General features: G+C 64.3%; 21 protein-coding genes. 8 read left to right on the forward strand and 13 right to left on the reverse strand.

The genetic code is table 11. The features are described from left to right. Positions 1-50: 50 nt before the first annotated feature. Genes J2R80_RS39340 through J2R80_RS39350 form a run of 3 tightly spaced genes read right to left on the reverse strand, consistent with a single transcriptional unit; the run spans position 51 to position 3,171 of the window. Positions 51-560, reverse strand: a complete 510-nt coding sequence (locus tag J2R80_RS39340; protein ID WP_141342417.1) for a hypothetical protein — start codon at positions 558-560, stop codon at positions 51-53. Then, positions 557-1,585, reverse strand: coding sequence for a phosphotransferase (locus tag J2R80_RS39345; protein ID WP_253640476.1), 1,029 nt, complete (start codon positions 1,583-1,585; stop codon positions 557-559). The genes J2R80_RS39340 and J2R80_RS39345 overlap by 4 nt, the downstream gene beginning before the upstream one ends. A 32-nt stretch (positions 1,586-1,617) precedes the next feature. After that, on the reverse strand, positions 1,618-3,171 hold the full coding sequence (locus J2R80_RS39350) for a long-chain fatty acid--CoA ligase (protein ID WP_141342415.1): 1,554 nt from the start codon (positions 3,169-3,171) through the stop codon (positions 1,618-1,620). 203 nt (positions 3,172-3,374) lie between these two features. Here J2R80_RS39350 and J2R80_RS39355 point away from each other — a divergent pair, with 203 nt between their 5' ends. From J2R80_RS39355 to J2R80_RS39380, 6 genes are all read left to right on the forward strand, one after another. Then, the gene (locus J2R80_RS39355; RefSeq protein ID WP_141342414.1) at positions 3,375-4,598 is read left to right on the forward strand and encodes an ABC transporter substrate-binding protein; all 1,224 of its coding nucleotides are present in this window, start codon (positions 3,375-3,377) and stop codon (positions 4,596-4,598) included. Between the two features lie 50 nt (positions 4,599-4,648). Beyond that, positions 4,649-5,764: a hypothetical protein gene (locus J2R80_RS39360; protein WP_057018861.1), complete on the forward strand. Its 1,116-nt coding sequence runs from the start codon at positions 4,649-4,651 to the stop codon at positions 5,762-5,764. A 5-nt stretch (positions 5,765-5,769) separates the two neighbouring features. After that, positions 5,770-6,696: an acyl-CoA thioesterase II gene (locus J2R80_RS39365; RefSeq protein ID WP_141342413.1), complete on the forward strand. Its 927-nt coding sequence runs from the start codon at positions 5,770-5,772 to the stop codon at positions 6,694-6,696. Between the two features lie 208 nt (positions 6,697-6,904). After that, complete coding sequence (locus J2R80_RS39370; protein WP_159109512.1) at positions 6,905-7,138, forward strand: hypothetical protein; 234 nt, start codon at positions 6,905-6,907, stop codon at positions 7,136-7,138. Between the two features lie 280 nt (positions 7,139-7,418). Continuing rightward, the gene (locus tag J2R80_RS39375; RefSeq protein ID WP_253641069.1) at positions 7,419-9,749 is read left to right on the forward strand and encodes a TonB-dependent siderophore receptor; all 2,331 of its coding nucleotides are present in this window, start codon (positions 7,419-7,421) and stop codon (positions 9,747-9,749) included. Beyond that, a complete protein-coding gene (locus tag J2R80_RS39380; RefSeq protein WP_253640477.1) occupies positions 9,749-10,969 on the forward strand; it encodes a PepSY domain-containing protein in 1,221 nt (406 codons plus the stop codon). The genes J2R80_RS39375 and J2R80_RS39380 overlap by 1 nt, the downstream gene beginning before the upstream one ends. A gap of 22 nt (positions 10,970-10,991) precedes the next feature. On the opposite strand, the gene J2R80_RS39385 is transcribed toward J2R80_RS39380, so the two are convergent. Beyond that, positions 10,992-11,519 carry a DUF4269 domain-containing protein gene (locus J2R80_RS39385; protein WP_141341623.1) on the reverse strand — a complete coding sequence of 176 codons (528 nt, stop codon included), beginning with the start codon at positions 11,517-11,519 and terminating at the stop codon, positions 10,992-10,994. A gap of 220 nt (positions 11,520-11,739) precedes the next feature. Then, positions 11,740-13,377, reverse strand: coding sequence for an isocitrate lyase (locus tag J2R80_RS39390; protein WP_141341625.1), 1,638 nt, complete (start codon positions 13,375-13,377; stop codon positions 11,740-11,742). A gap of 145 nt (positions 13,378-13,522) precedes the next feature. On the opposite strand from J2R80_RS39390, the gene J2R80_RS39395 reads away from it, so the two are divergent. Beyond that, a complete protein-coding gene (locus tag J2R80_RS39395) occupies positions 13,523-14,956 on the forward strand; it encodes a short-chain fatty acyl-CoA regulator family protein (RefSeq protein WP_141341628.1) in 1,434 nt (477 codons plus the stop codon). Between the two features lie 9 nt (positions 14,957-14,965). Here the strand turns inward: J2R80_RS39395 and serA are convergent, their stop codons facing one another. From serA to J2R80_RS39410, 3 genes are all read right to left on the reverse strand, one after another. Then, positions 14,966-16,219, reverse strand: coding sequence for a phosphoglycerate dehydrogenase (gene serA / locus J2R80_RS39400; RefSeq protein WP_141341631.1), 1,254 nt, complete (start codon positions 16,217-16,219; stop codon positions 14,966-14,968). A gap of 350 nt (positions 16,220-16,569) precedes the next feature. Further along, a complete protein-coding gene (locus J2R80_RS39405) occupies positions 16,570-16,905 on the reverse strand; it encodes a BA14K family protein (RefSeq protein WP_246786756.1) in 336 nt (111 codons plus the stop codon). A gap of 188 nt (positions 16,906-17,093) precedes the next feature. Beyond that, positions 17,094-17,390 carry a hypothetical protein gene (locus tag J2R80_RS39410; RefSeq protein ID WP_229192252.1) on the reverse strand — a complete coding sequence of 99 codons (297 nt, stop codon included), beginning with the start codon at positions 17,388-17,390 and terminating at the stop codon, positions 17,094-17,096. 538 nt (positions 17,391-17,928) lie between these two features. Between J2R80_RS39410 and J2R80_RS39415 the strand changes: the two genes are divergently transcribed. Further along, on the forward strand, positions 17,929-18,927 hold the full coding sequence (locus tag J2R80_RS39415) for an AraC family transcriptional regulator (protein WP_229192253.1): 999 nt from the start codon (positions 17,929-17,931) through the stop codon (positions 18,925-18,927). Positions 18,928-18,958: 31 nt separating this feature from the next. On the opposite strand, the gene J2R80_RS39420 is transcribed toward J2R80_RS39415, so the two are convergent. From J2R80_RS39420 to J2R80_RS39440, 5 genes are all read right to left on the reverse strand, one after another. Further along, the gene (locus J2R80_RS39420) at positions 18,959-20,050 is read right to left on the reverse strand and encodes an ABC transporter ATP-binding protein (protein ID WP_076829077.1); all 1,092 of its coding nucleotides are present in this window, start codon (positions 20,048-20,050) and stop codon (positions 18,959-18,961) included. An 83-nt stretch (positions 20,051-20,133) separates the two neighbouring features. After that, positions 20,134-21,573 (reverse strand): extracellular solute-binding protein, encoded by a 1,440-nt coding sequence (locus J2R80_RS39425; protein ID WP_309143813.1) that lies wholly within the window; start codon positions 21,571-21,573, stop codon positions 20,134-20,136. Between the two features lie 49 nt (positions 21,574-21,622). Further along, entirely contained in the window at positions 21,623-22,660 is a 1,038-nt protein-coding gene (locus tag J2R80_RS39430; RefSeq protein ID WP_057018873.1) for a carbohydrate ABC transporter permease, read from the reverse strand. Further along, entirely contained in the window at positions 22,657-23,532 is an 876-nt protein-coding gene (locus tag J2R80_RS39435; RefSeq protein ID WP_141341639.1) for a carbohydrate ABC transporter permease, read from the reverse strand. The genes J2R80_RS39430 and J2R80_RS39435 overlap by 4 nt, the downstream gene beginning before the upstream one ends. 7 nt (positions 23,533-23,539) lie before the next feature. Next, a complete protein-coding gene (locus tag J2R80_RS39440) occupies positions 23,540-24,463 on the reverse strand; it encodes a ribokinase (RefSeq protein WP_141341641.1) in 924 nt (307 codons plus the stop codon). Position 24,464 lies beyond the last annotated feature (1 nt).

Consider the following 24,464-nt stretch of genomic DNA (forward strand, 5'->3'; position numbering starts at 1 on the left):
CGGAAGGCGTGCAACGATGCATCCCGGCGGCGGTCGGCGACGAAACCACGCTAGCCCTGCGCCGCACCACCGTCGCGCTCGCGACCCGCGATCTGCTGCAGCATCGACTTCGGCGTCGTCGCAAGCTCGATCTTGAGCTGGTCGCAAATCGCCCGCCGCAGCAGGCGCTCGATCTCGGTCGCAGCATTGGGACTAGCCGCCCGTGCGTGCTCCCCGCTCGCCCAGAGCAGAAGTTGCCCCAGCCGCCGGTCGCCATCGTCGCGCAATGCCTCGATCGCGGCAACGTCGGACGGGCCGCCCTGGATGCGCGGCGTCGAAGGAACCTCCGGATGCGTCATGCTGCCGGCCAGTCGCTCGACCGTCGCGAAAGTATCGTCCTGCAGACGCACTTGCTCGAGCAGCGGCCCGGCCTTCCAGTCGGCTGCGAGCTTCAGCCCGTTCAGCGCGTAGACTGCAGAGAACACCTGCCCGCGAACGAAATCGTCATTGCTGTTCGGCACGACGTGGCTTAGCAGCGCATCGATTATGCCGTCGATCAACCGCTCGAAGGATGCACTCATGCCGCGGCCTCCAATGCGCGCTCGAAGGCCCGCACGATCGAGGGCATCTGGCTTGCCATCACGGCGAGCCGCATGTCGTTGAAGCGATCGACCTCGAAGGCGCGCACCGCGCACATCTGGATCGCTGCCGCCTGATACAGCGCATAGGCCTCGTAGAAGGCGAGGCTCTTGTCCGAGACGGGAATGCCGGAGGCGCGCTGATAGAGATCAATCACCTCCGTGCGCTCGAGCACGCCATAGAGCTTTCGGCTCCTGGCGTTGAAGGTCGGCAGCATCGCCCAGGCCAGATCTTCATGCGGATCGCCCAGGTGCGTGAGCTCCCAATCGAGGATGGTTGTGATCCGCCCGTTGTGCTCGATGAAGTTCCCGATCCGGTAGTCGCCGTGCACGATGGTCCGGCGCGGCGGCCGCGGACAGTTGTCCTGCAGCCAGCGTCCACCCCAGTCGAGCAGCGGATAGTAACGCGCCGTCGGCCGCGCCAACGAGGCGCGCCAGCCGGCGATGGCGCGGACTTCGGCACGTTCTCCGCTGTGATGCCGCGATGCGAATGGCGTCGCATCCGCGTCGACCCGGTGCAGCGACGCGAGGATCTCGACGAACTGCCGGGCGACCGCGCGCTTGTGGTCCGGATCGAGTTCGCTCGCCGCCCAGGGCGCCGGCACGTCGCCCTCGACATGCGCGCAGATGAAGAACGGAAAGCCGATCTCGGCGCCATCCTGTTCTGATGACACCAACGCCGGCACCGGTACGCCGCTGCCGGCCAGCGACTGCAGCGCATAAACCTGGGGCAGCACCGAGTAAGGCGCAAACAGCCCGCTCGGTGGACCGACGCGCAGGATCAGTTTGCGGTCGCCTTCAGCCGCAGTGCGGGCCACGAACGCATAGGTGATCCAGGAGAAACCCGATGACTTGCGGCCGAAGCCCACAATCTCCGTCCGGCTCCCGGATATCCGCGACAGATGCCGCCCGAGTGCTGGCCGCACCGCGTCGTCATTGACCACGACCGGGCGAACAGGCTCCGGCACATCTTGATGGGATCGTTTCGTAGCCTCCGGCATCAATTGACCGACCTCGTATAGCCTTGCCACTTCTCCTCGCGCAGCGCCGACTTCATGATCTTGCCGGAGCCGGTCAGCGGCAATGGCTCGAGGCGGATATCGACAGAACGCGGGCACTTGTAGCCGGCGATCAAGGTGCGGCAGTGCGCGATCACCATTTCGGAATCGAGACTCCTGCCGTCCTTCGGCACGACGATCGCATGTACCGCCTCGCCCCATTGCGGATCGGGCACCGCGATTACGGCGCATTCCTTGACGTGCTCATGCTGGAAGATGGCGTTCTCCACCTCGCCGGAATAGACGTTCTCGCCGCCCGAGACGATCATGTCCTTCAGTCGGTCGACGATATAGACAAACCCGTCATCGTCCATCCAGGCGCCGTCGCCGGTGTGCAGCCATCCGTTGCGCATCACGCGCGCGCTTTCCTCAGGCTTGCGCCAATAGCCGAGCATCACGCCGGCGCCGCGGATCGCGATCTCGCCCACCGTCCCGCGCGGTACCTCATTGCCCGCGGGGTCGATGATGCGGATTTCAACGCCTGGCGCTGCCCGCCCCGCCGATTTGCGCTTGCCCGCCAGCGGCCCTTCCAGCGCGTGATACTCCCACGGCAGGATGGTCGCCAGCGCTGCGCTTTCGGTCATGCCGTAGCCCTGGTGAAAGCGCCAGCTCGGCAGCACGCGCATCAGCTTGACCAGCAGCGCGTCGGGCATCGGCGAGGCGCCATATTCGCAATCCTTGACGCTGCTCAGGTCATATGTGCCGAAGGATGGATGATTGAGCATCATGTTGAGCATGGTCGGCACAAACAGGCAGTAGTCCACTCTGTGTTCGGCGATGGTCCTCATCGCGAGCTCGGGCTCGAACTTCGGGATGGTGACGTGGGTACCGCCCACGAGCGTGAGCGCGATCATCGGCGAAGTGCCGGCCAGATGGAACATGCCGGCCGAGTGCAGATACCGGGTATCTTCACGGAACCGGAGCGCATAGATCCAGACCAGCGATTCATAGATGATGTTGGCATGTGACAGCATCACGCCCTTGGGAAACCCGGTGGTACCGCCGGTGTAGAAGATGCCCGCGAGATCGTTGTAGGCGCCGGAGGCGTCCTCGATCGGCGCATGCGCAATGAGTTCGTCATAGCTTTGCATACCGTCGGGCACTTGCCCCTCGTCGAGATAGACCATAGCGGCGAGTGATTTTGTGCCGCGCAGCGCGGACGCAATCTCGGCAAAGGCCTTGTCGACCAGCAATAGTTTTGGCGTGGAATCGTTAATCGCATAGGCGTTCTCGGCGACCGCCCAGCGCGTGTTGAGCGGCACCGCGACCGCACCGGCCCAGGCGATGGCATAGAGCGCCTCGATATAGAGGTCGCTGTTGTGCGCGAGGATGGCGACGCGATCGCCGGCATCGACGCCGAGCCGTCGCAGCCCGCCCGCGGCACAGGCAACGCGATGGCCGATCTCCTTCCAGCTCCGCGACCGTCCGGCGTGGATGGTGCCGGGTGCGTCCTTGCGCAACTGCACCGCCGCTATCAGCGCCTGCGTCAGCTTCATGTTTCCTCCTCAACCGCCATGCGGCCGCGCACGCCTGCGGATGTTTCCGTCACGCATGAGGCCGATACGCCGTCCGGAAATTCCAGTTGATAATCCGGACAGACGGTCTATTATTGCATAGCCGATGCGAGGGGTAAAGCCTTTCAAGGCTTCCATCGCCGGATCAACCAGCCCCGCAAAAGAGGGCGTCATGGGAGGGGAAGATGCGGAAGCCAATCGTCACGCTTGCCGTGTGGGCGTTCGCGCTCGCCGGCGCGCTCGGAACGGCGAACGCCCAGAAGGCCTATGGTCCCGGGGTCAGTGACAGCGAGATCCTGCTCGGCGCCAACGCGCCCTACAGCGGACCGGCATCGATCTATGCGAGCTTCCCGAAAACCATGCTCGCCTATTTCACGATGCTGAACGAGAAAGGCGGCATCAATGGCCGCCACATCAACTTCCTGACCCGCGACGACGCCTATAGCCCGCCCAAGACCGTCGAAGTGACGCGCGCGCTGGTCGAGAACGACAAGGTGCTCGCGATCATGGCGCCGTTCGGCACGCCGACCAACGCCGCGATCCAGAAATATCTCAACAGCAATGGCGTTCCGCATCTGCTGGTGCAGAGTGGCGGCACCCGCTGGAACGATCCCAAGCAGTTCCCCTGGACGACGCCCTACTCGCCGACCTACGTCAACGAGTCCCGGATCATCGCGCGCTACGTGCTGCGCGAGAAGCCGGATGCCAGGATCGGCGTGCTGCTGCAGGCCGACGACATCGGCAAGGACTTTGTGCTTGGCCTGAAGGAAGGGCTCGGCACCAAGGCCGACACCATGATCGTCAAGGAGGCGATGTATCAGTCGACCGAGCCCACGATCGATTCCCAGATCGTGAACCTGAAAGCATCAGGCGCCGATACGATCCTGATCGCCGCACAGAACAAATTCGCCTCGATGGCGATCCGCAAGATCCACGAGCTTGGCTGGAAACCGCTGATCTTCCTCGGCTCGACCGCGAATTCGATCGCCGGCGTGCTGGTGCCGGCAGGCATCGAGGCCTCCACCGGCATCCTGACCACGACTTCCTACAAGACGCCGAACGATCCGGCGTGGGCCAATGACAAGGGCATGACCGACTATCTCGCCTTCGCCGCGAAATATATGCCGGGGATGGATCCGAACGACGTGATCGCGGTGACCGGCTACACCACGGCCCAGCTCGGCGCGATCATCCTGCAGCGCTGCGGCGACAACCTCACGCGGGAGAACGTGCTGAAGCAGGCCACCAATCTCAGCGGCATCGAGCTGCCGATGCTGCTCCCGGGCATCACGATCCAGACCGCGCCGCAGGACTACGCGGCGATCACCGAGCGCCGTTTCGCCCGCTTCGACGGCAAGACCTGGGTGCTGTTCGGCGACATCGTGGGCGCCGGCCCGGCCAAGGACTGATCCCGCGCTACCCATCCGACCGAACCGGCTCAAACACAAGGACAAGAACAATGCTGACAGCCCAGGACGATCTCATCGGCCACCAGACGCCGCAGCCGTTTGCCAAGGCAGGCGGCGGCGATGCAAGGTTCACCGAACGCTACTGGTACACCGCGCATCCGATCGACGGCAGCGAACTGCTGATCGACATCGGGCTCGGCTATTACCCGAACCGCAACGTGATCGACGGCTTTGCCGGCATCACCATCGGCCGGCGTCAGCACAATTTCCGTGCCTCGCGCCGGCTCGGGACCCGTCCGCTGGAGACGGAAGTCGGCGGGCTCAGGATCGAGATCGTCGAGGGTAACAGCCTGCATAGGATCTCGCTCGCCGACAATCCGTCCGGCATCAGCTTCGCGCTCGAATTCAAGGCGAGCTTTCCGGCGGCGCAGGAGAAGCAGAATTTTCGCGAGCGCAACGGTGTCGTCGAGGAAGACCTCGCGCGCGTCTCGCAATTCGGCCGCTGGCGCGGCTGGATCGTCGCCGACGGCAAGCGTTACGAGATCGAGCCCGAGCTGTGGTGGGGGCAGCGCGACCGCTCCTGGGGCCTGCGATCCGAGATGCGCACCGACGAGACCAGGCCGCCGGTCGCGACCCATCGCAATTTCTTCTGGACCTGGTCGATGTTCCAGTTCCCGGAGTCGGCGCTATCGATCTTCATCAAGGAGCGCGCGCCGGGCAAGCCGCATTACCTCTCGGGCACCGAGTTCCACCGCGAAGCCGACGGATCGGTGTCGCATCGCGAGGTGACCTCGCTGGAGCACAAGATCGAGTGGGCTGACGATCCGCTCGGTCAGACCATCGCGTCGGCCGACTTCACCTTCACATTCGATCGCGGCGAGCCGCGCCGCGTCAGGATGCATGGACTGCCGACGCGATTCTATCTGAAGGCCGGCATGTATGGCGGCCTGCAAGGCTGGACCCATGGCGACGACCGCGGCGAGAGCCATGCCGGGCACGACATCTGGAACCTCGACGATGCGGCGACGCGCGCCATCGCACGGACGCTGTCGGATCATGTCGTCCGGCTCGAGAGCGGCAACGAGACCGGATTTGGCATCAGCGAATACGGTGTCGCCGCCGGCTATCCGCTCTATCCCGGACCACAGAAATTCCCAGCGATGTGATCGGAATGGACGGGCAACGCAAGCGCGTCGCGGAAGGCAGCGAATTCACTTGCGATCAATGGGACAATCAGGCAGCCGAGGCGCTGGTCTCGCTCGAGACGATCGCCCCGCTCCGCTATCGCAGCCGCTTCGGCGACGGCAATCTCAATGGCCGGTCCTATGGCGGCCAGATCCTTGGCCAGGCGATGATGGCCGCGACCCTCAGCGCGCCCGAAGATCGTCCCGCCGCGATGCTGCAGCTCCTGTTCCTGCGCGGTGCCGATCCCGGCCGCCGCATCACGTTCGACGCGCAGGTCCTGCAGGACGGTAAGCGGTTCTCCTCACGCCACGTCGTGGGCAGCCAGGGCAACGGGCGCACGGTCCTGAGCGCGCAGGCCACGTTCTGCGCAGCGCAATCGGGTCCGCGGCACGCAGCGCCATTCACCCCCTCAGAGGATCCGGAAAGCCTGCCAGATCTGACCATGATCCCCGACGGGCTGATGGCGCAGTTGCGACCGCTCGGTCCTTATTCCCAGCACATCAAGCCCAGCATGGATTTCCGCATCCCCGAGATCGAACGTCAGCTCTCGGCCGCGACGGCAGAGCCGCGCCTGCGCTTCTGGATCAGATCCAGGCAGCCGCTCACCACTGCTTCTCGCGCCCAGGCCGCGGTGTTCGCCTATCTCTCGGACTGGTGGCTCAACTTCTCCAGCGTCGGCGGCCATCTCGGCGATCTGCAGTCGCGCGCGCCACTCTATCTGTCGAGCCTCAACCATTGCATCTGGTTTCATCGCGTATTTTCGCCTGACGCCTGGATGCATGTCGAAACCGAGAGCCCATGCGCGGATGGCGGCCGCGGGCTGTCGATCGCGCGCGTCCACGACCGTGACGGCGCGATGCTCGCCACCGCGATCCAAGAGACGCTGATGGTCCATCCAGAGGGCGATGCGTAGACGCCACGACGGTTGAGCTGATGCCGCGATCGCGGCTTAGTTGCAGTGCCGAGCTACGGCAAGTTCCACCCGGTGTTGAATCCTGGCAACACCGGCCAACAAAATGAACAAACGTTCAGCTTAGCTCGATCGCGACCACGACTGTGCCGCATCCCTGTCAAATCCTGCCTGCGGGTGGCGCAACAAAAACACTTTGGGGAAAACCTACATGCAGCAGGCACCGCTGGCCGCACGGAGTGCGGAATCGTCTGGATATGTTCTCTACTTCCAGCTCGCCAGCAACGGCACGAGGCGCGCGTGCAGTCTGACGATCCAGGCGGAAAGCGCCAACGAGGCGGCGCGGATCTTTCGCGAGAACTGGGGCACAATCGAATCCATGGCCCGCGACGGCGTGAGCACGGGAGTGGTCGGCAAGACGCCGGTCAGCCTGGCGTTGTCGTGAGGCGCATCGCGCGGCCTACGGCAAACCGTACACCTGAGATGTGACAGGACGACGGCTGCAGCCTTAGGCGACGATCGCACGGCCATTTGACGCGCAGACGCGACAAGCAGGTCACGAGGTTCAGGGCTCGCGCACACGCGCGAGCCCTGTCGTGTCTTAGAATGATTCAAATCCATTCCGGTTAGAGAGATTCAAGTCTGCTCCGGTTCTTTTCGCGCACGCCGACTGCTAGAGGCGCGCCGTGAACGAGTTCGCGTGAATCGGAAGTCCAAGAGTGCCTGTGAATGCTGATGGCCGGGTTGTCGGCGACCGTCGAAATGCCGCCGACAAGGGCCGCACCCATCTGCTGATCGGCGCAGCATTCCTGCTCGCCGATGTCGCCTCCGTGGCGACGCAGGCAAACGCCCGATCGAGCGTCCCGTTGCCGCCTGTTTCGGTCGACCAACCGACGCCGAAGCGCAAGCCGGCCGCCGCGGCAAAGCGGGCGCAGCGAACGCTGGCGGCCGCCGCGGCACGGCAGCGCAGCCGGAATGCCCAACCGGCGCCGCCGACACCGTCGGAGCGCGCGGCAGCTGCCGCCGCGGCGCTCAACGAAGCCAAGCTGCACTACCGCGCGATGCCAAGCCCAACCACGCTGCGCAGCGGCGGCTCGCCGCTGGACACCTCGCAGACGGTCAACGTTGTGCCCGAGCAGGTGCTGAAGGATCAGCTGCCGCGCAACCTCGACGATGCGCTCGCCAATGTCAGCGGCGTCACCCAGGCCAATACGCTGGCCGGCACCCAGGATGCGGTGATGCGCCGCGGCTTCGGCGACAACCGCGACGGCTCGATCATGCGCAACGGCATGCCGCAGGTGCAGGGCCGCAGCCTCAACGCAGCGGTCGAAAGCGTCGAGGTGCTGAAGGGCCCGGCGTCGCTGCTGTACGGCATCATGGATCCCGGCGGCATCGTCAACACGATCAGCAAGCGCCCCGAGCTCTACCAGCATGGTTCGGTGACCCTGCTCGGCTCGACCTATGCCAACTCCAGGACCGGAGCCGACGGCACCATCGACATCACCGGCCCGATCGGCGATGGCGGACTCGCCTATCGCTTTATCGGCTATGGCGTGAGCGAGGATTACTGGCGCAATTTCGGGCGCCATCGCGAAATGCTGGTCGCACCGTCGCTGGCCTGGTACGGCGAGAACACCACCGTCCAGCTCAACTACGAGCACCGCGAATTCATCACGCCGTTCGACCGCGGCACCGCATTCGATTCCGTGACCAAGGCGCCGCTGGCGATCCCGGCGACGCGCCGGCTCGACGAGCCCTTCAACAACATGTGGGGCACCTCCGACCTGATGCAGGCGTCGGTCGAGCACCGGCTGAACCAGGACTGGAAGCTGTTCGCGGCCTACAGCTACAACACCGAGACCTTCAGCGCCAACCAGCTTCGCATCACCGGCGTCAACGCCAAGACCGGCGTCGAGACCCGCAGCAATGACGGCACATGGGGCTCGCTCAGCAATGCCAGCTACGGCACCTCCTATCTGCAGGGCAATGTCTGGCTCGGCAACATTCGCAACGAGGTGCTGTTCGGCGGTGACGGCCAGTACCGCACGATCTACCGCGACGACCTGATCCGGCAGGCGACGCCGAGCTTCAACTTCTACAATCCGATCTATGGGCTGATCACGCCGGGGACGACGGTGTCCGCCGCCGATAGCGCGCAGACCGACAAGCTCGGCCAGTGGTCGCTGTTCTTCCAGGACACGCTGCATCTGACCGAGCGCTTCGCGCTGGTCGGCGGCGTACGATACATGGATTACGACCAGCTCGCCGGCAAGGGCCGCCCGTTCATCACCAATACCAATGTCTCGGCCGACAAGGTGCTGCCGCTCGGCGGCGCCATCTTCAAGCTCACCGACCAGGTCTCGCTTTATGCGAGCTACACGCAATCGCTGAAACCCACCTCGACCATCGCGCCGCTTACCGGCGGCGTCGTGATCGGGTCCAACATCGCGCCCGAAGAGGGCACCCAGTGGGAGACCGGCGTCAAGTTCGACTTCAACAAACAGATCTCCGGCACACTTGCGCTCTACGACATCGACAAGAAGAACGTGCTGGTTTCGCAGCTCAACGCCACGACTGGTATCGTCGAGTACCGTACGGCAGGCAAGGTTCGCTCGCGCGGCGTCGAACTCGACGTCACCGGCAGGCTGACTGACAATTGGAGCATGATCGGCAGCTATGGCTATACCGACGCACGCGTAACCGAGGACCCGACGCTTGCCGGCAAGGCCCTGCAGAACGTCGCGCTGAACACCGCATCGCTCTACCTCGTCTATGATTTCGGCACCACCCTGCCCGGCCGGCTTCGCCTCGGCGGCGGCGCGCGCTATGTCGGCGACCGGCCGGGCGATGCCGCGAACAGCTTCGTGCTGCCGGCCTACACGGTCGCTGACGTGTTTGCGACCTACGAGACCAAGGTCCAGTCGTTCCCGGTCATCTACCAGTTCAACGTCAAGAACCTGTTCGACACGGTCTACTACCCTTCGGCCAACAGCATCCTGACGGTCGCGATGGGCGACGCGCGGCGCTTCTCGCTCTCGGCGACGGTGAAATTCTGATGAGTGACGTTTGGCGCCCAATCAAGGCTGCACTGCTGCAGGTCCATTCCCTGGTTGGCCTCGTGCTGGCGCTGCTGTGGGCCGTGGTCGGCCTCACCGGCGCGACGATGGCCTTTGAGGATGAGATCGAGGCCAGCCTGAACAGTCGGATGATGCGCGTCGAGGCCAGTGCGGCCCGGCGGCTCACGCCGGACGAGTTGATCGCGCGGCTGGCGGCGGCGGGCGATTTCGGCAAGGTCTCGGCCGTGACGATGTCGAGCGATCCATCGGCCGCGGCCCGCATCCGTTTTGCTCGCAGCGAAGGCGGCACGCGGCCGTCCTCGGTCTATGTCGACCCCTATGATGGGCACGTGCTCGGCTCGCCGCGCGGCGAGGACTTTTTCGCAACCGTCCGCAAGCTGCACCGCTGGCTGCTGTTGCCGGGCGACGGCAATGGCATCGGCCGCAAGATCACCGGCTCAGCCGCGATCTGCCTGATCGTGATGCTGATCACCGGCCTCGTGCTGCGCTGGCCGCGTCGTGCGCGCAGCGTCAAGACGTGGCTGAAGCCGAATCTGGGACTGCGCGGCCGCGGCCTGTATCGCTCGCTGCACGCCGCGATCGGGACCTGGGTGCTGCCGGTCTATCTGGTGATGACGCTGACCGGCCTGTGGTACTCGTTCGAGTGGTACAAGGCCGGCGCCAACTGGCTGTTCGCGCGGCCTCAGGCCACAGCCGCGGCGAACGCGATGCAGCCCAAACCGCCGCGCGGCGGCGCGGCTGCAGAGAGCAAGGGTGAAGCCAAGACCGAAACCAACGCCGAGGCAAAGCCGCTTGCCTTCGATCACGTCTGGTCGGCGTTCCTGCAGCAGGAGAACAACAGTTACGGAAGGGTCCTCCTGACCATGCCGGCCGGCGCGGGCACGGCCGTGCGCGTGCGGTCATGGCCGCGGGACTCGTCGCGCGAGGCCGTGCGTGACGAATTCCGTATCGATGCCCTCACCGGCCGCGTCATCTCATCGGATCGCTACGCCGACAAGACGTTTGGCGAACGCGTCCTCGCCAGCGTGCTCGACATCCACCGCGGCGCCATCCTGGGATGGCCCGGCAAGCTCGCCTTCATGCTGGCCGCCGCCATGATGCCGCTATTCGCCGTGACCGGCCTGCTGCTTTATCTGTCCCGTCGCAGGCACCGGCGGCTCGCGCGGCAGCCGGTCGGCCACCTCGTTCCGGGCGAATGAAGCCGTTCTATCAATTTGTCGCTCAGCCGAAATCGCACGCCGCGAGCCGGACACGTAACTCGGCGTCCGTTTCGGCCGCGAGCTCAAGCAATCCACGATAGGGATCGCCCGATATCCCGAGCACGGTAGCGAACGCAGGCTCGGTCTTGAGACCGCCCGCCCTCAATTCCCTGACGGCTCGCCGCAGCCCTCCATCATCAAGCGCAAGCAGCCGCCGTTCGACCTCGAAATGGATCCAGCCTCGTTGTTGCTCCACCGGACGCAGATCACCGTACAGTTCGAACGGCCAGCCGTCGCACACAAAGCGCGCAATCACCGGCCGCGTTCCCGAGGTCCACCGGAAGAGGACGAAATCATCGCGCGCTTGATAGTGAGCCCAAACGATGTCCGCGAATGCGTTCGGGTCGGACGCATGGCAGACGATATCGATGTCGCTGCCGGGCACGGCGAGGCCGAGCGGCAGCGTTCCGACGATACGGGGATCGAACGGCTTCAGCAGTTCCATCACGGCGGAGCTGGTGACGGCGGATGCGTAGTGCCCGACAGTCATCGCGTGGCATGCCCTCAAGATCGCAGCGACGCATTACCACACGGGCGTGGAACGCGCGAACCTCTGCAAATGGCGGGCTCGAGGGGAAGCGGGCCTAAAAAAGTCGCGGGGCGATCTCGACCGCGTTACCGTGGTCGAAAATCGCCCCGCCAAGGCGGACAGGCAAGGCTGCTCGCGCGCCAGCCTGTCCAGCCGATGTCGGAATGATCCGTTCGATCGATTAGCCGAACTGGTTCATCGTGTTGTGGGCGCCGCCCGCCTTGAGGGCAGCCTCACCGGCGAAGTACTCCTTGTGATCGTCGCCGATGTCGGAGCCCGCCATGTTCTGATGCTTGACGCAGGCGATGCCCTGACGGATCTCCGCGCGCTGCACGTTCTTGACGTATCCAAGCATGCCCTGCTCGCCGAAATACTCCCTCGCGAGATTGTCGGTCGACAGCGCAGCCGTGTGATAGGTCGGCAGCGTGATCAGATGATGGAAGATGCCGGCGCGCTTGGCCGAATCCGCCTGGAAGGTACGGATGCGCTCGTCGGCTTCCTTCGCCAGCGGCGTGTCGTCGTACTCCGCCTTCATCAGCTCGGCGCGGTTATACTTGCTGACGTCCTGGCCGGCTTCCTTCATCGCGTCATAGACCTGCCAACGGAAGTTGAGGGTCCAGTTGAACGACGGCGAGTTGTTGTAGGCCAGCTTCGCATTCGGAATGACCTTGCGGATGCGATCGACCATGCTGGCGATCTGCTCGATATGCGGCTTCTCGGTCTCGATCCACAAGAGGTCGGCGCCGTTCTGCAGCGAGGTGATGCAGTCGAGCACGCAGCGATCTGCACCGGTGCCGGGACGGAACTGGTAGAGGTTGCTGGGCAGACGCTTCGGACGCATCATCTTGCCGTTCTGGTTGATGATGACGTCGCCGTTGCGTGCGTTGGCGACCGTCACTTCCTCGCAATCAAGGAAGCTGTTGTACTGGTCGCCGATGTCGCCGGGCTTGTGGCTCACGGCGATCTGCTGGGTCAGGCCGGCGCCGAGCGAGTCGGTGCGGGTCACGATGATGCCGTCTTCGACGCCGAGCTCAAGGAACGCATGGCGGCAGGCGCGGATCTTCGCGATGAACACCTCGTGCGGCACGGTCACCTTGCCGTCCTGGTGGCCGCACTGCTTCTCGTCGGAGACCTGGTTCTCGATCTGCAGGGCGCAGGCGCCCGCCTCGATCATCTTCTTGGCGAGCAGATAGGTCGCCTCGGCATTGCCGAAGCCGGCGTCGATGTCGGCGATGACCGGCACGACGTGGGTCTGGAAGTTGTCGATCTTCTCGATCAGCGCCTTTTCCTTGGCCTTGTCGCCTTCCTTGCGGGCCGCATCGAGCGCGCGGAAGATATCGTTCAACTCACGCGAATCCGCCTGACGCAGGAAGGTGTAGAGCTCCTCTATCAGGGCCGGCACCGAGGTCTTCTCGTGCATCGACTGATCCGGCAGCGGGCCGAACTCGGAGCGCAGCGCCGCGATCATCCAGCCGGAAAGATACAGATAGCGGCGGTCGGTATTGCCGAAGTGCTTCTTGACCGAGATCAGCTTCTGCTGGGCGATGAAGCCGTGCCAGCAGCCGAGCGACTGGGTGTACTTGGTGCTGTCGGCGTCATAGGCCGCCATGTCGGCGCGCATCAGCGCAGCCGTGTAACGGGCGACATCCAGACCGGTCTTGAAGCGGTTCTGCAGGCGCATCCGCGCCACGGCTTCGGCGGTGACGCCGTTCCAGGTGTCCTTGCCCTTGAGCAGCGCTTCGGCCGCCTCGATCTCGCTCTGATACGAAGCCGGTCCCTGGATGGCCCGGTCGCTGATCCCGCGCGGTTGGAAGTTCATGTCCGTGATCCCTTCGGTGACGAAATAACTGCACCATTTGTGACGCGCGGCGTCATCGGGAGCTAGACCTGGCGCGGAAAACTTGTCATAACTTACAAGAAACCGATGTATTGTTGTAAGAACCTTACAAACCTTGGATAAGGCGATGGTAACCTCAAGCGCCCGTTCCGTTTTCATGGGCCCGCGGCTACGCCGGCTGCGGCGCGACCTCGGGCTGACCCAGGCCGACATGGCCGCCGATCTCGAAATCTCGGCCCCCTATGTGGCGCTGCTGGAACGCAATCAGCGCCCGGTGACGGCCGACATGCTGCTGCGGCTTGCCCGCACCTACAAGATCGATCTGGCTGATCTCGCTGGCGATGGCGGTGCCGATCACACCGCCCGCATGCAGTCCGTCTTGAAGGAGCCGATGTTTGCCGACATCGACATCCCCGCGCTCGAGGTCAGCGACCTCGCGGTCAGCTATCCCGGAATGACCGAGGCGTTCCTGCGCCTCTACACCGCCTATCGCGAAGAGCAGCTGGCGCTTGCGGAGCGCAGGGCTCCGGACATGGCGATCGCTTCACCGGGCCAGGAGAACTTTGACGCCAACGATCCCGTTGCGGAGGTCCGACGTTTTCTCGCCGCGCGCCGCAACAATTTTGCCAGCCTCGACGATGCCGCCGAGCGGCTCGTCCACGAACCTTCCGGGCCCGCCGGATTTATCGAGCGGCTTCGGGAGCGACATAAACTCCAGGTCCGCTATCTGCCGCCGAACGTCATGCTGGGTTCGATCAGGCGACTGGACCTTCATCGCAGACAATTGCTGCTGGAGGACTCGCTCGATACCGCGGGCCTCAATTTTCAGCTGGCCAAGCAACTTGCCTATCTGGAACTGGAGGGCGAGATCGGCGCCGCCGTCGAAGCCGGCAAGTTCACGACCAAAAGCGCCGAGCTGCTGGCGCGCCGTGCGCTTGCGGCCTACGCCGCCGCCGCACTCATCATGCCGTATTCGGTGTTCGCGAAAGCGGTCGAGGCCCGCCGCTACGATCTGGAGGCGCTGGCGCGTCAATTCGGCACCAGCTTCGAGCAGGTCGCGCACCGCGTCACGACCCTGCAACGGCCGGGTCTCGAAAAGGTCCCGTTCTTCCTGATCCGGGTCGATCCGGCCGGCAACATTTCCAAGCTGCTTGACGGCGCCGGCTTTCCGTTTGCAAAGCACGGCGGTGCATGTCCGCTATGGTCAGTGCACGACATCTTCAAGACGCCGCGCCAGATCGTCACCCAATGGCTGGAACTGCCCGACGGACAGCGGTTCTTTTCGATCGCCCGCACCGTGACCGCCGGCGGCGGCGCGTTCGGCGCCATCCGCGTCGAGCGGGCGATCGCGATCGGCTGCGCCGCCGAACATGCGGGCCAGTTGATCTACACGCGCGACGGACAGGGACCGAATGCCGACGAGCCGACGCCGATCGGCGTCGCATGCCGGGTCTGCCATCGGCCGAGATGCGCGGCGCGGTCGGCGCCGCCGATCGGACGCGAGATTCTTCCGGACGATTTCAGGACCTCGAGCGTGCCGTTCGGGTTCTCGGCGGATTGACGAAGTCGATCACCCCTGCGGCCGGTTCGCGTCATACAGCACCCGCACGCGGATCGTGCCGTCAATGGCTTTCAAATCGGCCAGCAGTCCCTCGCCCTCGCCGCCGACCACGTCGGTCTCGAGCACGACATAGCCGACTTCCGGATCGGTCTGCAGATATTGCGCCAGGATATTGATCCCGTGCCGGGAGACCGCGTCGTTGACCTGGCGCATGACGCCGGGAACGTTGCGATGAACATGGATGAAACGGGTGCCGGTCGGTCGCGCCGGCAATTGCACCTGCGGAAAATTGACCGCGCCGAAGGTCGACCCGACATCGGAATAGTCGATCAGCTTGCGCGCAACTTCGCCGCCGATGCGATCCTGCGCTTCTTCCGTCGAACCGCCGACATGCGGCGTGAGGATGACGTTGGGAAGACCTTGCAGCGGCGAGACAAAGCGCGCCTCGTTCGACACCGGCTCGACCGGAAACACGTCGACCGCAGCACCCGCCAGCCGGCCCTCGCGCAGCGCGCTCGCCAGCGCATCGAGATCGACCACGGTGCCGCGCGAGTTGTTGATCAGATAGGCCTCAGGCTTCATCAGCTGGAGCTGGGCGGCGCCGATCATGTTGGCGGTGGCCGGCGTCTCCGGCACATGCAGCGATACGACGTCGCTGGCTGCGAGCAACGCGTCGAGCGATTCGGCGGGCTCGGTATTGCCATGGCGGAGCTTGTCGGTCTGATCAAAATAGATCACGCGCATGCCCATGGCTTCGGCGAGGTTCGACAGCTGCGAGCCGATGTTGCCGTAGCCGACGATGCCGAGCGTCTTGCCGCGCACCTCGCGGCTGCCTTCGGCGGACTTGTCCCAGCCGCCGGCATGTGCGGAGACCGAACGCGGAAAGATCCGGCGGAACAGCATCACGATCTCGGCGATGGTCAGCTCCGCCACACTGCGGGTGTTGGAGTATGGCGCGTTGAATACGGGGATTCCCAGCTTCCGCGCGGCATCGAGATCCACCTGATTGGTGCCGACCGAAAAGCAGCCGACAACGAGCAATCGGTCGGCGGCCTCCAGGATGTCCCCGGTCAACTGGGTCCGCGAGCGAATTCCCAGCATGTGGATGCCCGACAGCGCCTGCCTGAGTTCTTTTGGTCCCAGCGCCTTGGGCAGACGCTGCAGCTCGGTATAGCCGTTCGCCTCAAACATCCGGGCCGCGGATTCGTTCACGCCCTCCAGCAGCAGCACGCGTATTTTGGTCTTGGGAAGCGACAGCATCATCGAGATCCGGATTCGTAAGGTTCGGGCAGATCCTGCCACGAGCGCAGTTTCGACGGATCGCGTGATAGCATGGAAAACGGTCGCGTCAGAAGCCGCCGTGGGCTGCCCGCTCTGCGATTCCCGATGAAGCCTCTCGATCCGCGCATCCAGGCGCGGAGCGGGAACCCGTTCATCAAAGATCCTGGCCAATTCGCCGGCAGAAGCCGCGTTTGCGGCTCCTGGGGCGCTCGAACGCCTGCTCCGGCTCACGGGCCGGAGCTCCATTCGTGCTCAGCGTGGCGCCGAGGGCTATTGTCTGGAGCGGCGGGTTCGCTTCCTCCCCGTTCCGGCGCCGCAAGCCTGCGGCAGTCTCACTGGCAGGGATACCGCCGGCCGTCCTTTGCCTGGAACGTATTCGACGCCGCATCGTACGAGCGATAGCGCTGGGCGCAGGACGCCGCGTGCTGCTGGGCGGCGGCAGCTTCCTGCTGCGCGGCGGCGCTGGCTGCGCCGGCCGCGATGACGCCGCCGATGAGGCCACCGACCAGTCCGCCGACGGCAGCGCCGCCGCCATTGTCATAGCACTGCCCGTAACGGCACCAAACCTTCTCGGTCAACGACGGCACTGCCGCCGCAACGCCGGTACCGTGCTGCAACGGAGCCGAAATGGCGGAGGCCGAAAACACCACGGCACCGGTGGTCGCCATCAAAACAACTTTCACAAAGCGAGCCCTGCGCATCATATCTCCTGCTTCATTGCTGTGGGCGCAGGCCGGCACCTGCGTCCCGATTCCCTCGACTTGGATGAACTCGTCTGGTTCCGGACCGGACGACACCCGGACACGCGCGGCCGGTTACAATTCGCGCGTCAGCCCGCTTCACAGATGGGCGAAGTTCATTGGCCGGCCGCGTTCACGACGCGGCAGAGGTTATCGCCGACACCTGGAGCCAACTGTCCCGGCGGCAAGCTGAAGATCGCATCGACGCGGCTGCCTTTGCCGTCCTTGCGGACGACGACTTGCAGCGTTTGTGGGCGGCCGGATCCGGTGGTGTCCTGCTGGGTGGTCAGCGTGCCGAGTTTCTTGTCGACGTTCACACCGACAAAGCCCTCCGCCAGAACGGCGCGGGACACCTTGTCGAGGGCGGCACCGGGATTGACCGACGGGAAGATCATCCAGGTCTTGTGCGTCATGCCCGTTACCATGGGAACGCCGGTGCTCTGGACGTGATCTGCGCAACCATCGGCCAGCGCAGGCATGGACGAAAGAACTGTAAGCGCGAGTACGCAAGTAATCCTTGTAAGCATGCTTTCATAACCCGTTTGAGTTGGTCGTGACGATTTAGGCCAAATGGGCTACGAGTCCATGGACGACGTCGCATTCCGGATGCAGGCGTTCGGATTGTGGCTAGAGCAGTCGATCGCGAATGCTGTGCATCCGCTGGTGCTCTCGAACGTTGGCGCGGCGGATTGAATCGGAACGTTCGCGCGATGCCGGCGAGCGGATGAGATCAAATGTCAGCTTTCGCGGCTCGATTGCGCGACCTGGATATTCTGTTCGCTATTCGGATATTGAAGAAATTGCGAGAAAGGGCACGCGACCCGAAATCACCAAAGCTGTGCTAGTGTGGTGATGCGGTCTATGCGTGTGGCGGACACCCTGAACAGCGGAAAACCGGTCTGATGGATCGGGCAATCCGCGAAACAGCAATCATCCGATGGTTGGGATTTGATGGTCGAAGACGTACTCGCTGCACCTCCCACGCGATCGGGATCTTCGTTCGAAGAACTCCTTGAAATGCTCCACCCCCACGGGATCAATGCGCATTCCTCGCCGCGGCCTGACGAATCGTTTCGCTGGCATGCGGACATAGCCATCGGCGCGGAACTTGACGTCGTGCGGGCCGATCTGTCGGCCGGTTGGGATTGGCGCTATTCTTACGAGAAATCTGCCGGAGAGCTTGCAATAAGCCTGCTGAATGCCGGCCAGGCCGAAATGCTCATCGCAGGAAAGAGTATCCAGCGGACCCCCTCCGAGATCGCCATCGTGCCCCTTCCGACGATGCAAGCGCAGCGGGTCGAAGCAGTCGATGGACGATACTCAAGCGTCACGCTCACCTTGCATACGGGCGCAGTTACCAAGGTGCTGTCGGCGACGTTCGGGAGCACAGCGCTGGAAGATCTCAATCTGACGCCGATCGTCGACTTGTCGACCGGCGTTGGACAGACCCTTCTTCAGCTTGTCCGCACGAGCACCACCGGTCTGTATGACGGGATCCTGGTACGCTCTCCGAAAGCCAGCGCGCTGCTATCGGAAGCAGCCATACAGCTCATCCTTGAGAACGTTCCTCATCGGTTGACGGACCGGTTGAGCCGCCACCCGCGGGATGCGCCGCCGCGCTACATCAGGCGTGCGGTCGAGTATATGCGGGCCAATCCGCATCTGCCGCTGACGATCTCGGATATTGCCGCAACGGTTGGGGTCAGCAGCCGGTTGCTGCAATTGGGCTTCCGCAAAATTCACGGCACGACGCCGGTCGCCTATCTGCGGCAAATTCGGCTGGAGGCCATCCACGACGAACTGTCGCGACCGGAGAACATGCTCCCGGTCAGCGAAGTTGCCCTGAAGTGGGGCTTTACGCATATGGGCCGTTTCGCTGCGGTGTACCGCTCGGCCTTCGGCCTGTATCCGTCCGATACGGTCCGGCGCGCGCGAGGTTTCTTAAGCTAGGCAGGCGGTTGTCGAGCCAGGCTGCGGCGGATCAGCAAATAGCCGTCCCAGACACCTTGTCGAACAAGTGCGTTCGCTCGAGATCGAGCGCGACGTCGATGACATGATCCGGCTCCGCGGCGACGCCGACCGGCATTTGCGCCGTGAACGCGAATGGGCCGACGGTCCCGATCACCAGAGTGTGCGGCCCGAGCGGCTCCACGTCTTTCACAAGGATTCGGACGGAAGAGCCTGTCGATGCGTCTTGCCGCAACACATGGTCGGGCCGGACGCCGAGCACCACGGGCTTGCCGACGCTGCCGGCATAGGCCGCCTCGCGTGACTTCGGCACTCTCAACGCAGTGCCCGACGGCTCGGTGAAAATGAGCGCGCCGTCGCGGGCAACTAGCTCGCCATGGATGAAATTCATGCTGGGCGCGCCCATGAAGCCGGCGACGAAGAGATTGCTGGGCTTCTCGTAGATCGTGATCGGATCGGCCGCCTGCTCGATGCGGCCGCGGTTCATCACCACGACGCGGTCGGCCATGGTCATGGCTTCGACCTGGTCGTGCGTGACATAGACGATCGTCTTGGCGAGACGGCGGTGCAGCGCCTTGATCTCGGTCCGCATCTCGATGCGAAGCTTGGCGTCGAGATTGGACAATGGCTCGTCGAACAGAAACACATCCGGGCTGCGCACGATGGCGCGGCCGATCGCCACGCGCTGGCGCTGCCCGCCCGAGAGCTGTTTGGGCCGGCGCTGCAAATATTGTTCGAGGTCAAGCACGCGCGCAACGTCGCTGACGGCCTTCTCGATGCTGGCGCGCGATTCCCCGCGCACCTTCATGCCGTAGCCGATGTTCTCTCCGACCGTCATATGTGGGTAGAGCGCGTAGTTCTGGAACACCATCGCGCAATTGCGCAGGCCGGGACGCAATTGCGTCACGTCGCGATTGCCGATGCGGATAGTTCCGCTCGTCACCGCCTCCAGTCCTGCGATCATGCGCAACGTCGTCGTCTTGCCGCAGCCGGACGGGCCGACAAGCACGACAAACTCCTCGTCGGCCACGTTGAGGTCGAGCCCTTCAATGATCTTGTAGGGCCCGTATGCCTTGCTGACATTCTCGATCTCGACGTGCGCCATGGATTCCTTTTCCGTCCCTTCGTCGACGGCAAGTAAAGTCCCGGACGATGCTCGCGCATCATCCGGGACGTCTCGCTGGAAAGCTAGTTCTTCGGCGGAAGACCCATCGCCGCGCGATAGGCCGCGAGCTGCTTGGCCCGGCCGAACTCGTCGGTCAGCCGATTCCACTCCTTGGCCATCGCGTCGAGCGCCGCCTGCGGCGTGGTCTGGCCGGCCAGCGCCTTGCCGAGCTCGATCTCGACCACCTCGGTGTAAGAGAAGTAGCCGGGCAGACGCATGTCGAGCGCGACGTTCTTGGCATTGATGGAGTCGGATTGCGCGCCGAGATATTCCTTGGCCTCTTCCGGCGAGAAGATCTTGCTCCACAGTTGCAGATTGGCCGTGTGCGATTTGCGATAGGGATTGACGCCGCTGCCGCCGGTGATCGCCGCCCGGCCCGACACTTCAGGACTTGTCAGTGTCTTGACGAAATCCCACGCCGCCTTCTGGTTCTTGCCGGCCTTCGGCACCGCGATCTGCCAGCCGCCGAATGCCATGAACGGGCCCGGAAGCACGCTCGGGAACTTGTCCCACTTCTTGGTCTTGGCGTTCCAGATCTCGTCCGAACCGGGCAGCATCGCCGAACCGACCTTGCCCGAGATCTTCGACTGCTTCGGGTCCGCGGCGATGACACCGGTGTCGCCCCAGCCGATCGATTCCGCAACCTGGCCGCCGGCCACCGCCGCGTTCACCTCGCCGAACGAGAAATTCAGCGCGTTGGGCGGCCCGAGCTTCGATGCCCTGATGTATTCCTCGAGCCCCTTCACCCAGCCCGGATTGTTGATCTGCGCGTCCATCGTCTCGGGATCGAAGAACATCGCGCCCGGATAGTTCGGATTGTTGGTGTAGGCCGCCGCATGGCTGAAGAAGAACCAGAACTGCTGACCGCCGCGGCGGAAGGCTTCCGCCGTTCCCCACAGCCCCTTGTCGGGCCGCTGGAAGAACTCGGCAATGTCGAGATACTGCTTCCAGGTCTTCGGCGGCGCGAGGTCGTAGCCGTATTTGGCCTTGAAGGCGTCCTTCTCCTTGGGATCGCTGAACAGGTCGGTGCGGTAGGTATAGGTGTGGACGTCGCCATCCATCGACTGCGAGTAGATCTTGCCCTCCCACACCATCAGCCGTTCGCGATAGGCCGGCTCGATATCGTCCCAGTCCTTGCCGGACTGCATCTCCCTCGGCATCTCGCTGAGATAGGGCACGAAGTCCGGCAGCCACGCCGGCGCGAAGCTGACGAGGTCGAACGTCGCGTCCGACGCCGTCAGCGATGTCGCGATCTTCGGATAGAGCTCGGACCACGGGAATTCGACGACATTGACCTTGCCGCAGGTCTTCCTGGCCCATTCGTCCGCGCCGAGCTTGAGCGCAGAGGCGATATACGGCCCGGTCTGCGACGCCACCGTCAGGGTGACGCCGGTATAGTCCGGGCTGCAGGCAGCATTCGCCTGGCTCGCGGCACAGGCCATCGCGAGCGAGGTGGTCAGCATCAGGAACGTCCGTCGCAACATCGTCTAGTCCTCCCTACAAGGTTTTTTGCTATTTGATGGCCCCGAGCAGCAGGCCCGACCGCATCATCCGGCTGAGCAGGCCAGCCATGATCATCATGGGAACGATGGCGACGAGCGCCGCAGCCGATATCGCCCACCATTCGTCGCCGCGCTGGCTGTTCTGTCCCGCCACCAGGATCGGCAGCGTCTGCCATCTGGAATTGGTCAGGAACAGCGCGAACAGAAACTCGTTCCAGACGAAGGCCAGCGTGATCATGAACGTCGCCAGCAGCCCGTTCATCGACATCGGCACCACGATGCCGAAGAAGATGCGCCAGCTCGGCACATTGTCGACCATCGCCGCCTCCTCGACCTCGATCGGCACAGCCTCGAAGAAGTCGCGCATCAGCCAGACGACGATCGGCAGCGAGAAGGCGACGTAGCAGAGCGTCAGGCCGACAAAGCTGTCGATCAGCTGGAAGCCCAGCCGCCCGATCTCACTGTAGAGCAGATACAGCGCGAAGGCGGTGACGATGGGCGGGAACATGCGCTGGCTGACGAACCAGAACAGGATGTCCTCATTGCCGAGGATCGGTCCGGGCAGCGGCAGGCGGTTGGCGGCGACGGCCACGATCAGCGCGATCGGAAAGGCCAGCAACAGGGCCTGCGGGCGGGTGAACCCGAACGTCGTGTTGAACAGCAGGTAGCCGCCGAGCGCGAGCAGGAAGAACGCGAGGCCCGCGCCGAAGCGGACCTTGAATTCGAAGCGCACCAGCGCATAGGCCGCCATCGCGCCAATCGCCGTGGCGATCGCTGCCGCGGATAGGCCAACGATGGTCGAGTTCAGGAAGGTCCGGAAGAACTCGCCGCGGATGCCCTGATAGAGATCGATGAAGGGCTGCAAGGTCGGCGTGAAGTCGATGAACGGCAGATAGGTCGGCCCGCCGACGACGCCGGGCGGCGTCTTGAATGCGGTCACCACCACCCAATAGAGCGGAAACACCGTGATCAGGCACCAGATGAGAACGCCGGCCGCGACCAGGCGGCGGCGCCATGGCGACAGTCCCGTCAAGCCCTGGCCGCTCATCGGCGCTTCTCCAGATGCGGCCGCAGCAGCGCCAGATAAGTCACGCCGATGATCGTGATCGCGATCAGGAACAGGAAGCTGAGCGCCGATGTGTAGCCGAGATTGAACTTCTTGAAACCTTCCTGATAGGCGAACAGCGTCAGCGTCTCGGTGTCGACGCCCGGCCCGCCGCCGGTCATCACGAACACCGTGTCCATGATCTTATAGCTCTCGATCAGGCGGATGAAGACGACGGCGGCCGAGATCGGCAGCATCATCGGAAAGGTGATGCCCCAGAACTGCTGCCAGGCGCTGGCATTCTCGAGCTCGGCGGCCTCGTAGACATCTTCGGGAAGCGTTTGCAGCCCGGCGAGCATCATCAGGATGACGAACGGGGTCCACTGCCAGACCTCGACCGCGATGATGCAGGCGAGTGCCCAATGTCCATTGGTAAGGAACGGCAGGTTGACCAGGCCGAACTTCGACAGGAACTGATTGAGCGGTCCCATCGTCGGATTAAAGATCATGCGCGCCACCAGCGCGACCGCGACGGGCGCCAGCAGCATCGGCAGCAGCAGGGCGACGCGGAACAGCCGCTCACCCGGCACCCGCGCATTCAGCGCCAGCGCGACGCCGAACCCGATCGCGTATTCCAACCCGACCGCGATCAGCGCAATCAGCGTCGTGGTGAAGAGCGCATTCCAGAACCGCGGCTCCTGCAACAACGCCGCATAATTGCCAAGCCAGACGACGCGCGGCGGGATCGGCGGAATCAGCCGGTAGCTGAGCAAGCTCGTAGTCAGCGAATAGATCAGCGGAAATATCGAGATCGCCAGCACGACGAGCACCGCCGGCCAGATGAAGACATGCTTGATCGGATCATTCCGCATCATCGCAGCATCATCCCCTCAGCAGCGCTTCGATCTCCGCGCGCCGCGGCATCGCGGGCGCGGTGCCCGGCCGGGTCACCGAGATTCCCGCCGTGGCCGCACCGAACCGCGCAGCCTCGAGCGGATCGACGCCGTCCGCGAGCGCCGCCGCGAAGCCGCCGACGAATGCATCGCCCGCGCCGGTGGTTTCGACGACCTTGCCGGACGCGAAGGGCGGCACGTGCAGCGAGCGATCCCGCGCATGGAATAGCGCGCCGCGTTCGCCGAGGGTGATCAGCGCGGTCCCGGCGCCTTTGGCCAACAGGGCGTCGCCGGCGCGGCGGGCGCCGGCGAGGTCGCCCACCGCGATGCCTGTGAGCGCTTCGGCCTCGGTCTCGTTGGGAACGACGTAATCGCACAGCGCAAACAGACCATCGTCGAATTGGATGGCCGGCGCCGGATTGAACACCGTGATGCTGCCGGCGGCGCGCGCGATCTCGAGCCCGCGCCGCGCTGCATCGACCGGCTGCTCGAGCTGCGTCACGAACACGCGGCTGTCGCGGATCGCGTCCGCCACCGCGTCGACATCGGCCGGGCCGATACCGCCCGCTGCACCCGGCACGACGATGATGGCGTTGTCGCCGCGCGTCTCATGGACGTAAATGAAGGCTGCGCCGGTCGGCGCTTCCGCCGTCCTGGCCACGCGCGGCCGGATTCCCTCGGCCTCCCAGGTCTTGATCGCAAGCTCGCCGAAGGCGTCGCTGCCGATCCGCGAGATAAAGCTCACGCCGGCGCCGGCCCGCGCGGCCGCGACAGCCTGGTTGGATCCCTTGCCGCCGGGCCCCATCGCGAATCCCGAACCGGCGATGGTCTCGCCGATCGCCGGCATGTTGCCGGCGCGGAACGCCAAGTCGACGACGAAGACGCCGAGGACGGCGACGCCACTCTTGCTCATC

Source organism: Bradyrhizobium sp. USDA 4541 (genome assembly GCF_024171085.1).
GTDB classification, from domain to species: domain Bacteria; phylum Pseudomonadota; class Alphaproteobacteria; order Rhizobiales; family Xanthobacteraceae; genus Bradyrhizobium; species Bradyrhizobium australafricanum.

What these genes read in the sequence shown, in the direction of transcription:
- J2R80_RS39440 (WP_141341641.1), bottom strand. Translation starts at nt 24,463, where the DNA reads ATGAGCAAGAGTGGCGTCGCCGTCCTCGGCGTCTTCGTCGTCGACTTG.
- J2R80_RS39420 (WP_076829077.1), bottom strand. Translation starts at nt 20,050, where the DNA reads ATGGCGCACGTCGAGATCGAGAATGTCAGCAAGGCATACGGGCCCTAC.
- J2R80_RS39410 (WP_229192252.1), bottom strand. Translation starts at nt 17,390, where the DNA reads ATGACGCACAAGACCTGGATGATCTTCCCGTCGGTCAATCCCGGTGCC.
- J2R80_RS39415 (WP_229192253.1), top strand. Translation starts at nt 17,929, where the DNA reads ATGGTCGAAGACGTACTCGCTGCACCTCCCACGCGATCGGGATCTTCG.
- J2R80_RS39385 (WP_141341623.1), bottom strand. Translation starts at nt 11,519, where the DNA reads ATGACTGTCGGGCACTACGCATCCGCCGTCACCAGCTCCGCCGTGATG.
- J2R80_RS39370 (WP_159109512.1), top strand. Translation starts at nt 6,905, where the DNA reads ATGCAGCAGGCACCGCTGGCCGCACGGAGTGCGGAATCGTCTGGATAT.
- J2R80_RS39360 (WP_057018861.1), top strand. Translation starts at nt 4,649, where the DNA reads ATGCTGACAGCCCAGGACGATCTCATCGGCCACCAGACGCCGCAGCCG.
- J2R80_RS39425 (WP_309143813.1), bottom strand. Translation starts at nt 21,573, where the DNA reads ATGCTGACCACCTCGCTCGCGATGGCCTGTGCCGCGAGCCAGGCGAAT.
- J2R80_RS39350 (WP_141342415.1), bottom strand. Translation starts at nt 3,171, where the DNA reads ATGAAGCTGACGCAGGCGCTGATAGCGGCGGTGCAGTTGCGCAAGGAC.
- J2R80_RS39355 (WP_141342414.1), top strand. Translation starts at nt 3,375, where the DNA reads ATGCGGAAGCCAATCGTCACGCTTGCCGTGTGGGCGTTCGCGCTCGCC.
- J2R80_RS39340 (WP_141342417.1), bottom strand. Translation starts at nt 560, where the DNA reads ATGAGTGCATCCTTCGAGCGGTTGATCGACGGCATAATCGATGCGCTG.
- J2R80_RS39430 (WP_057018873.1), bottom strand. Translation starts at nt 22,660, where the DNA reads ATGAGCGGCCAGGGCTTGACGGGACTGTCGCCATGGCGCCGCCGCCTG.
- J2R80_RS39380 (WP_253640477.1), top strand. Translation starts at nt 9,749, where the DNA reads ATGAGTGACGTTTGGCGCCCAATCAAGGCTGCACTGCTGCAGGTCCAT.
- J2R80_RS39395 (WP_141341628.1), top strand. Translation starts at nt 13,523, where the DNA reads ATGGTAACCTCAAGCGCCCGTTCCGTTTTCATGGGCCCGCGGCTACGC.
- J2R80_RS39365 (WP_141342413.1), top strand. Translation starts at nt 5,770, where the DNA reads ATGGACGGGCAACGCAAGCGCGTCGCGGAAGGCAGCGAATTCACTTGC.
- J2R80_RS39405 (WP_246786756.1), bottom strand. Translation starts at nt 16,905, where the DNA reads ATGGCGACCACCGGTGCCGTGGTGTTTTCGGCCTCCGCCATTTCGGCT.
- J2R80_RS39390 (WP_141341625.1), bottom strand. Translation starts at nt 13,377, where the DNA reads ATGAACTTCCAACCGCGCGGGATCAGCGACCGGGCCATCCAGGGACCG.
- J2R80_RS39435 (WP_141341639.1), bottom strand. Translation starts at nt 23,532, where the DNA reads ATGATGCGGAATGATCCGATCAAGCATGTCTTCATCTGGCCGGCGGTG.
- serA (WP_141341631.1), bottom strand. Translation starts at nt 16,219, where the DNA reads ATGATGCTGTCGCTTCCCAAGACCAAAATACGCGTGCTGCTGCTGGAG.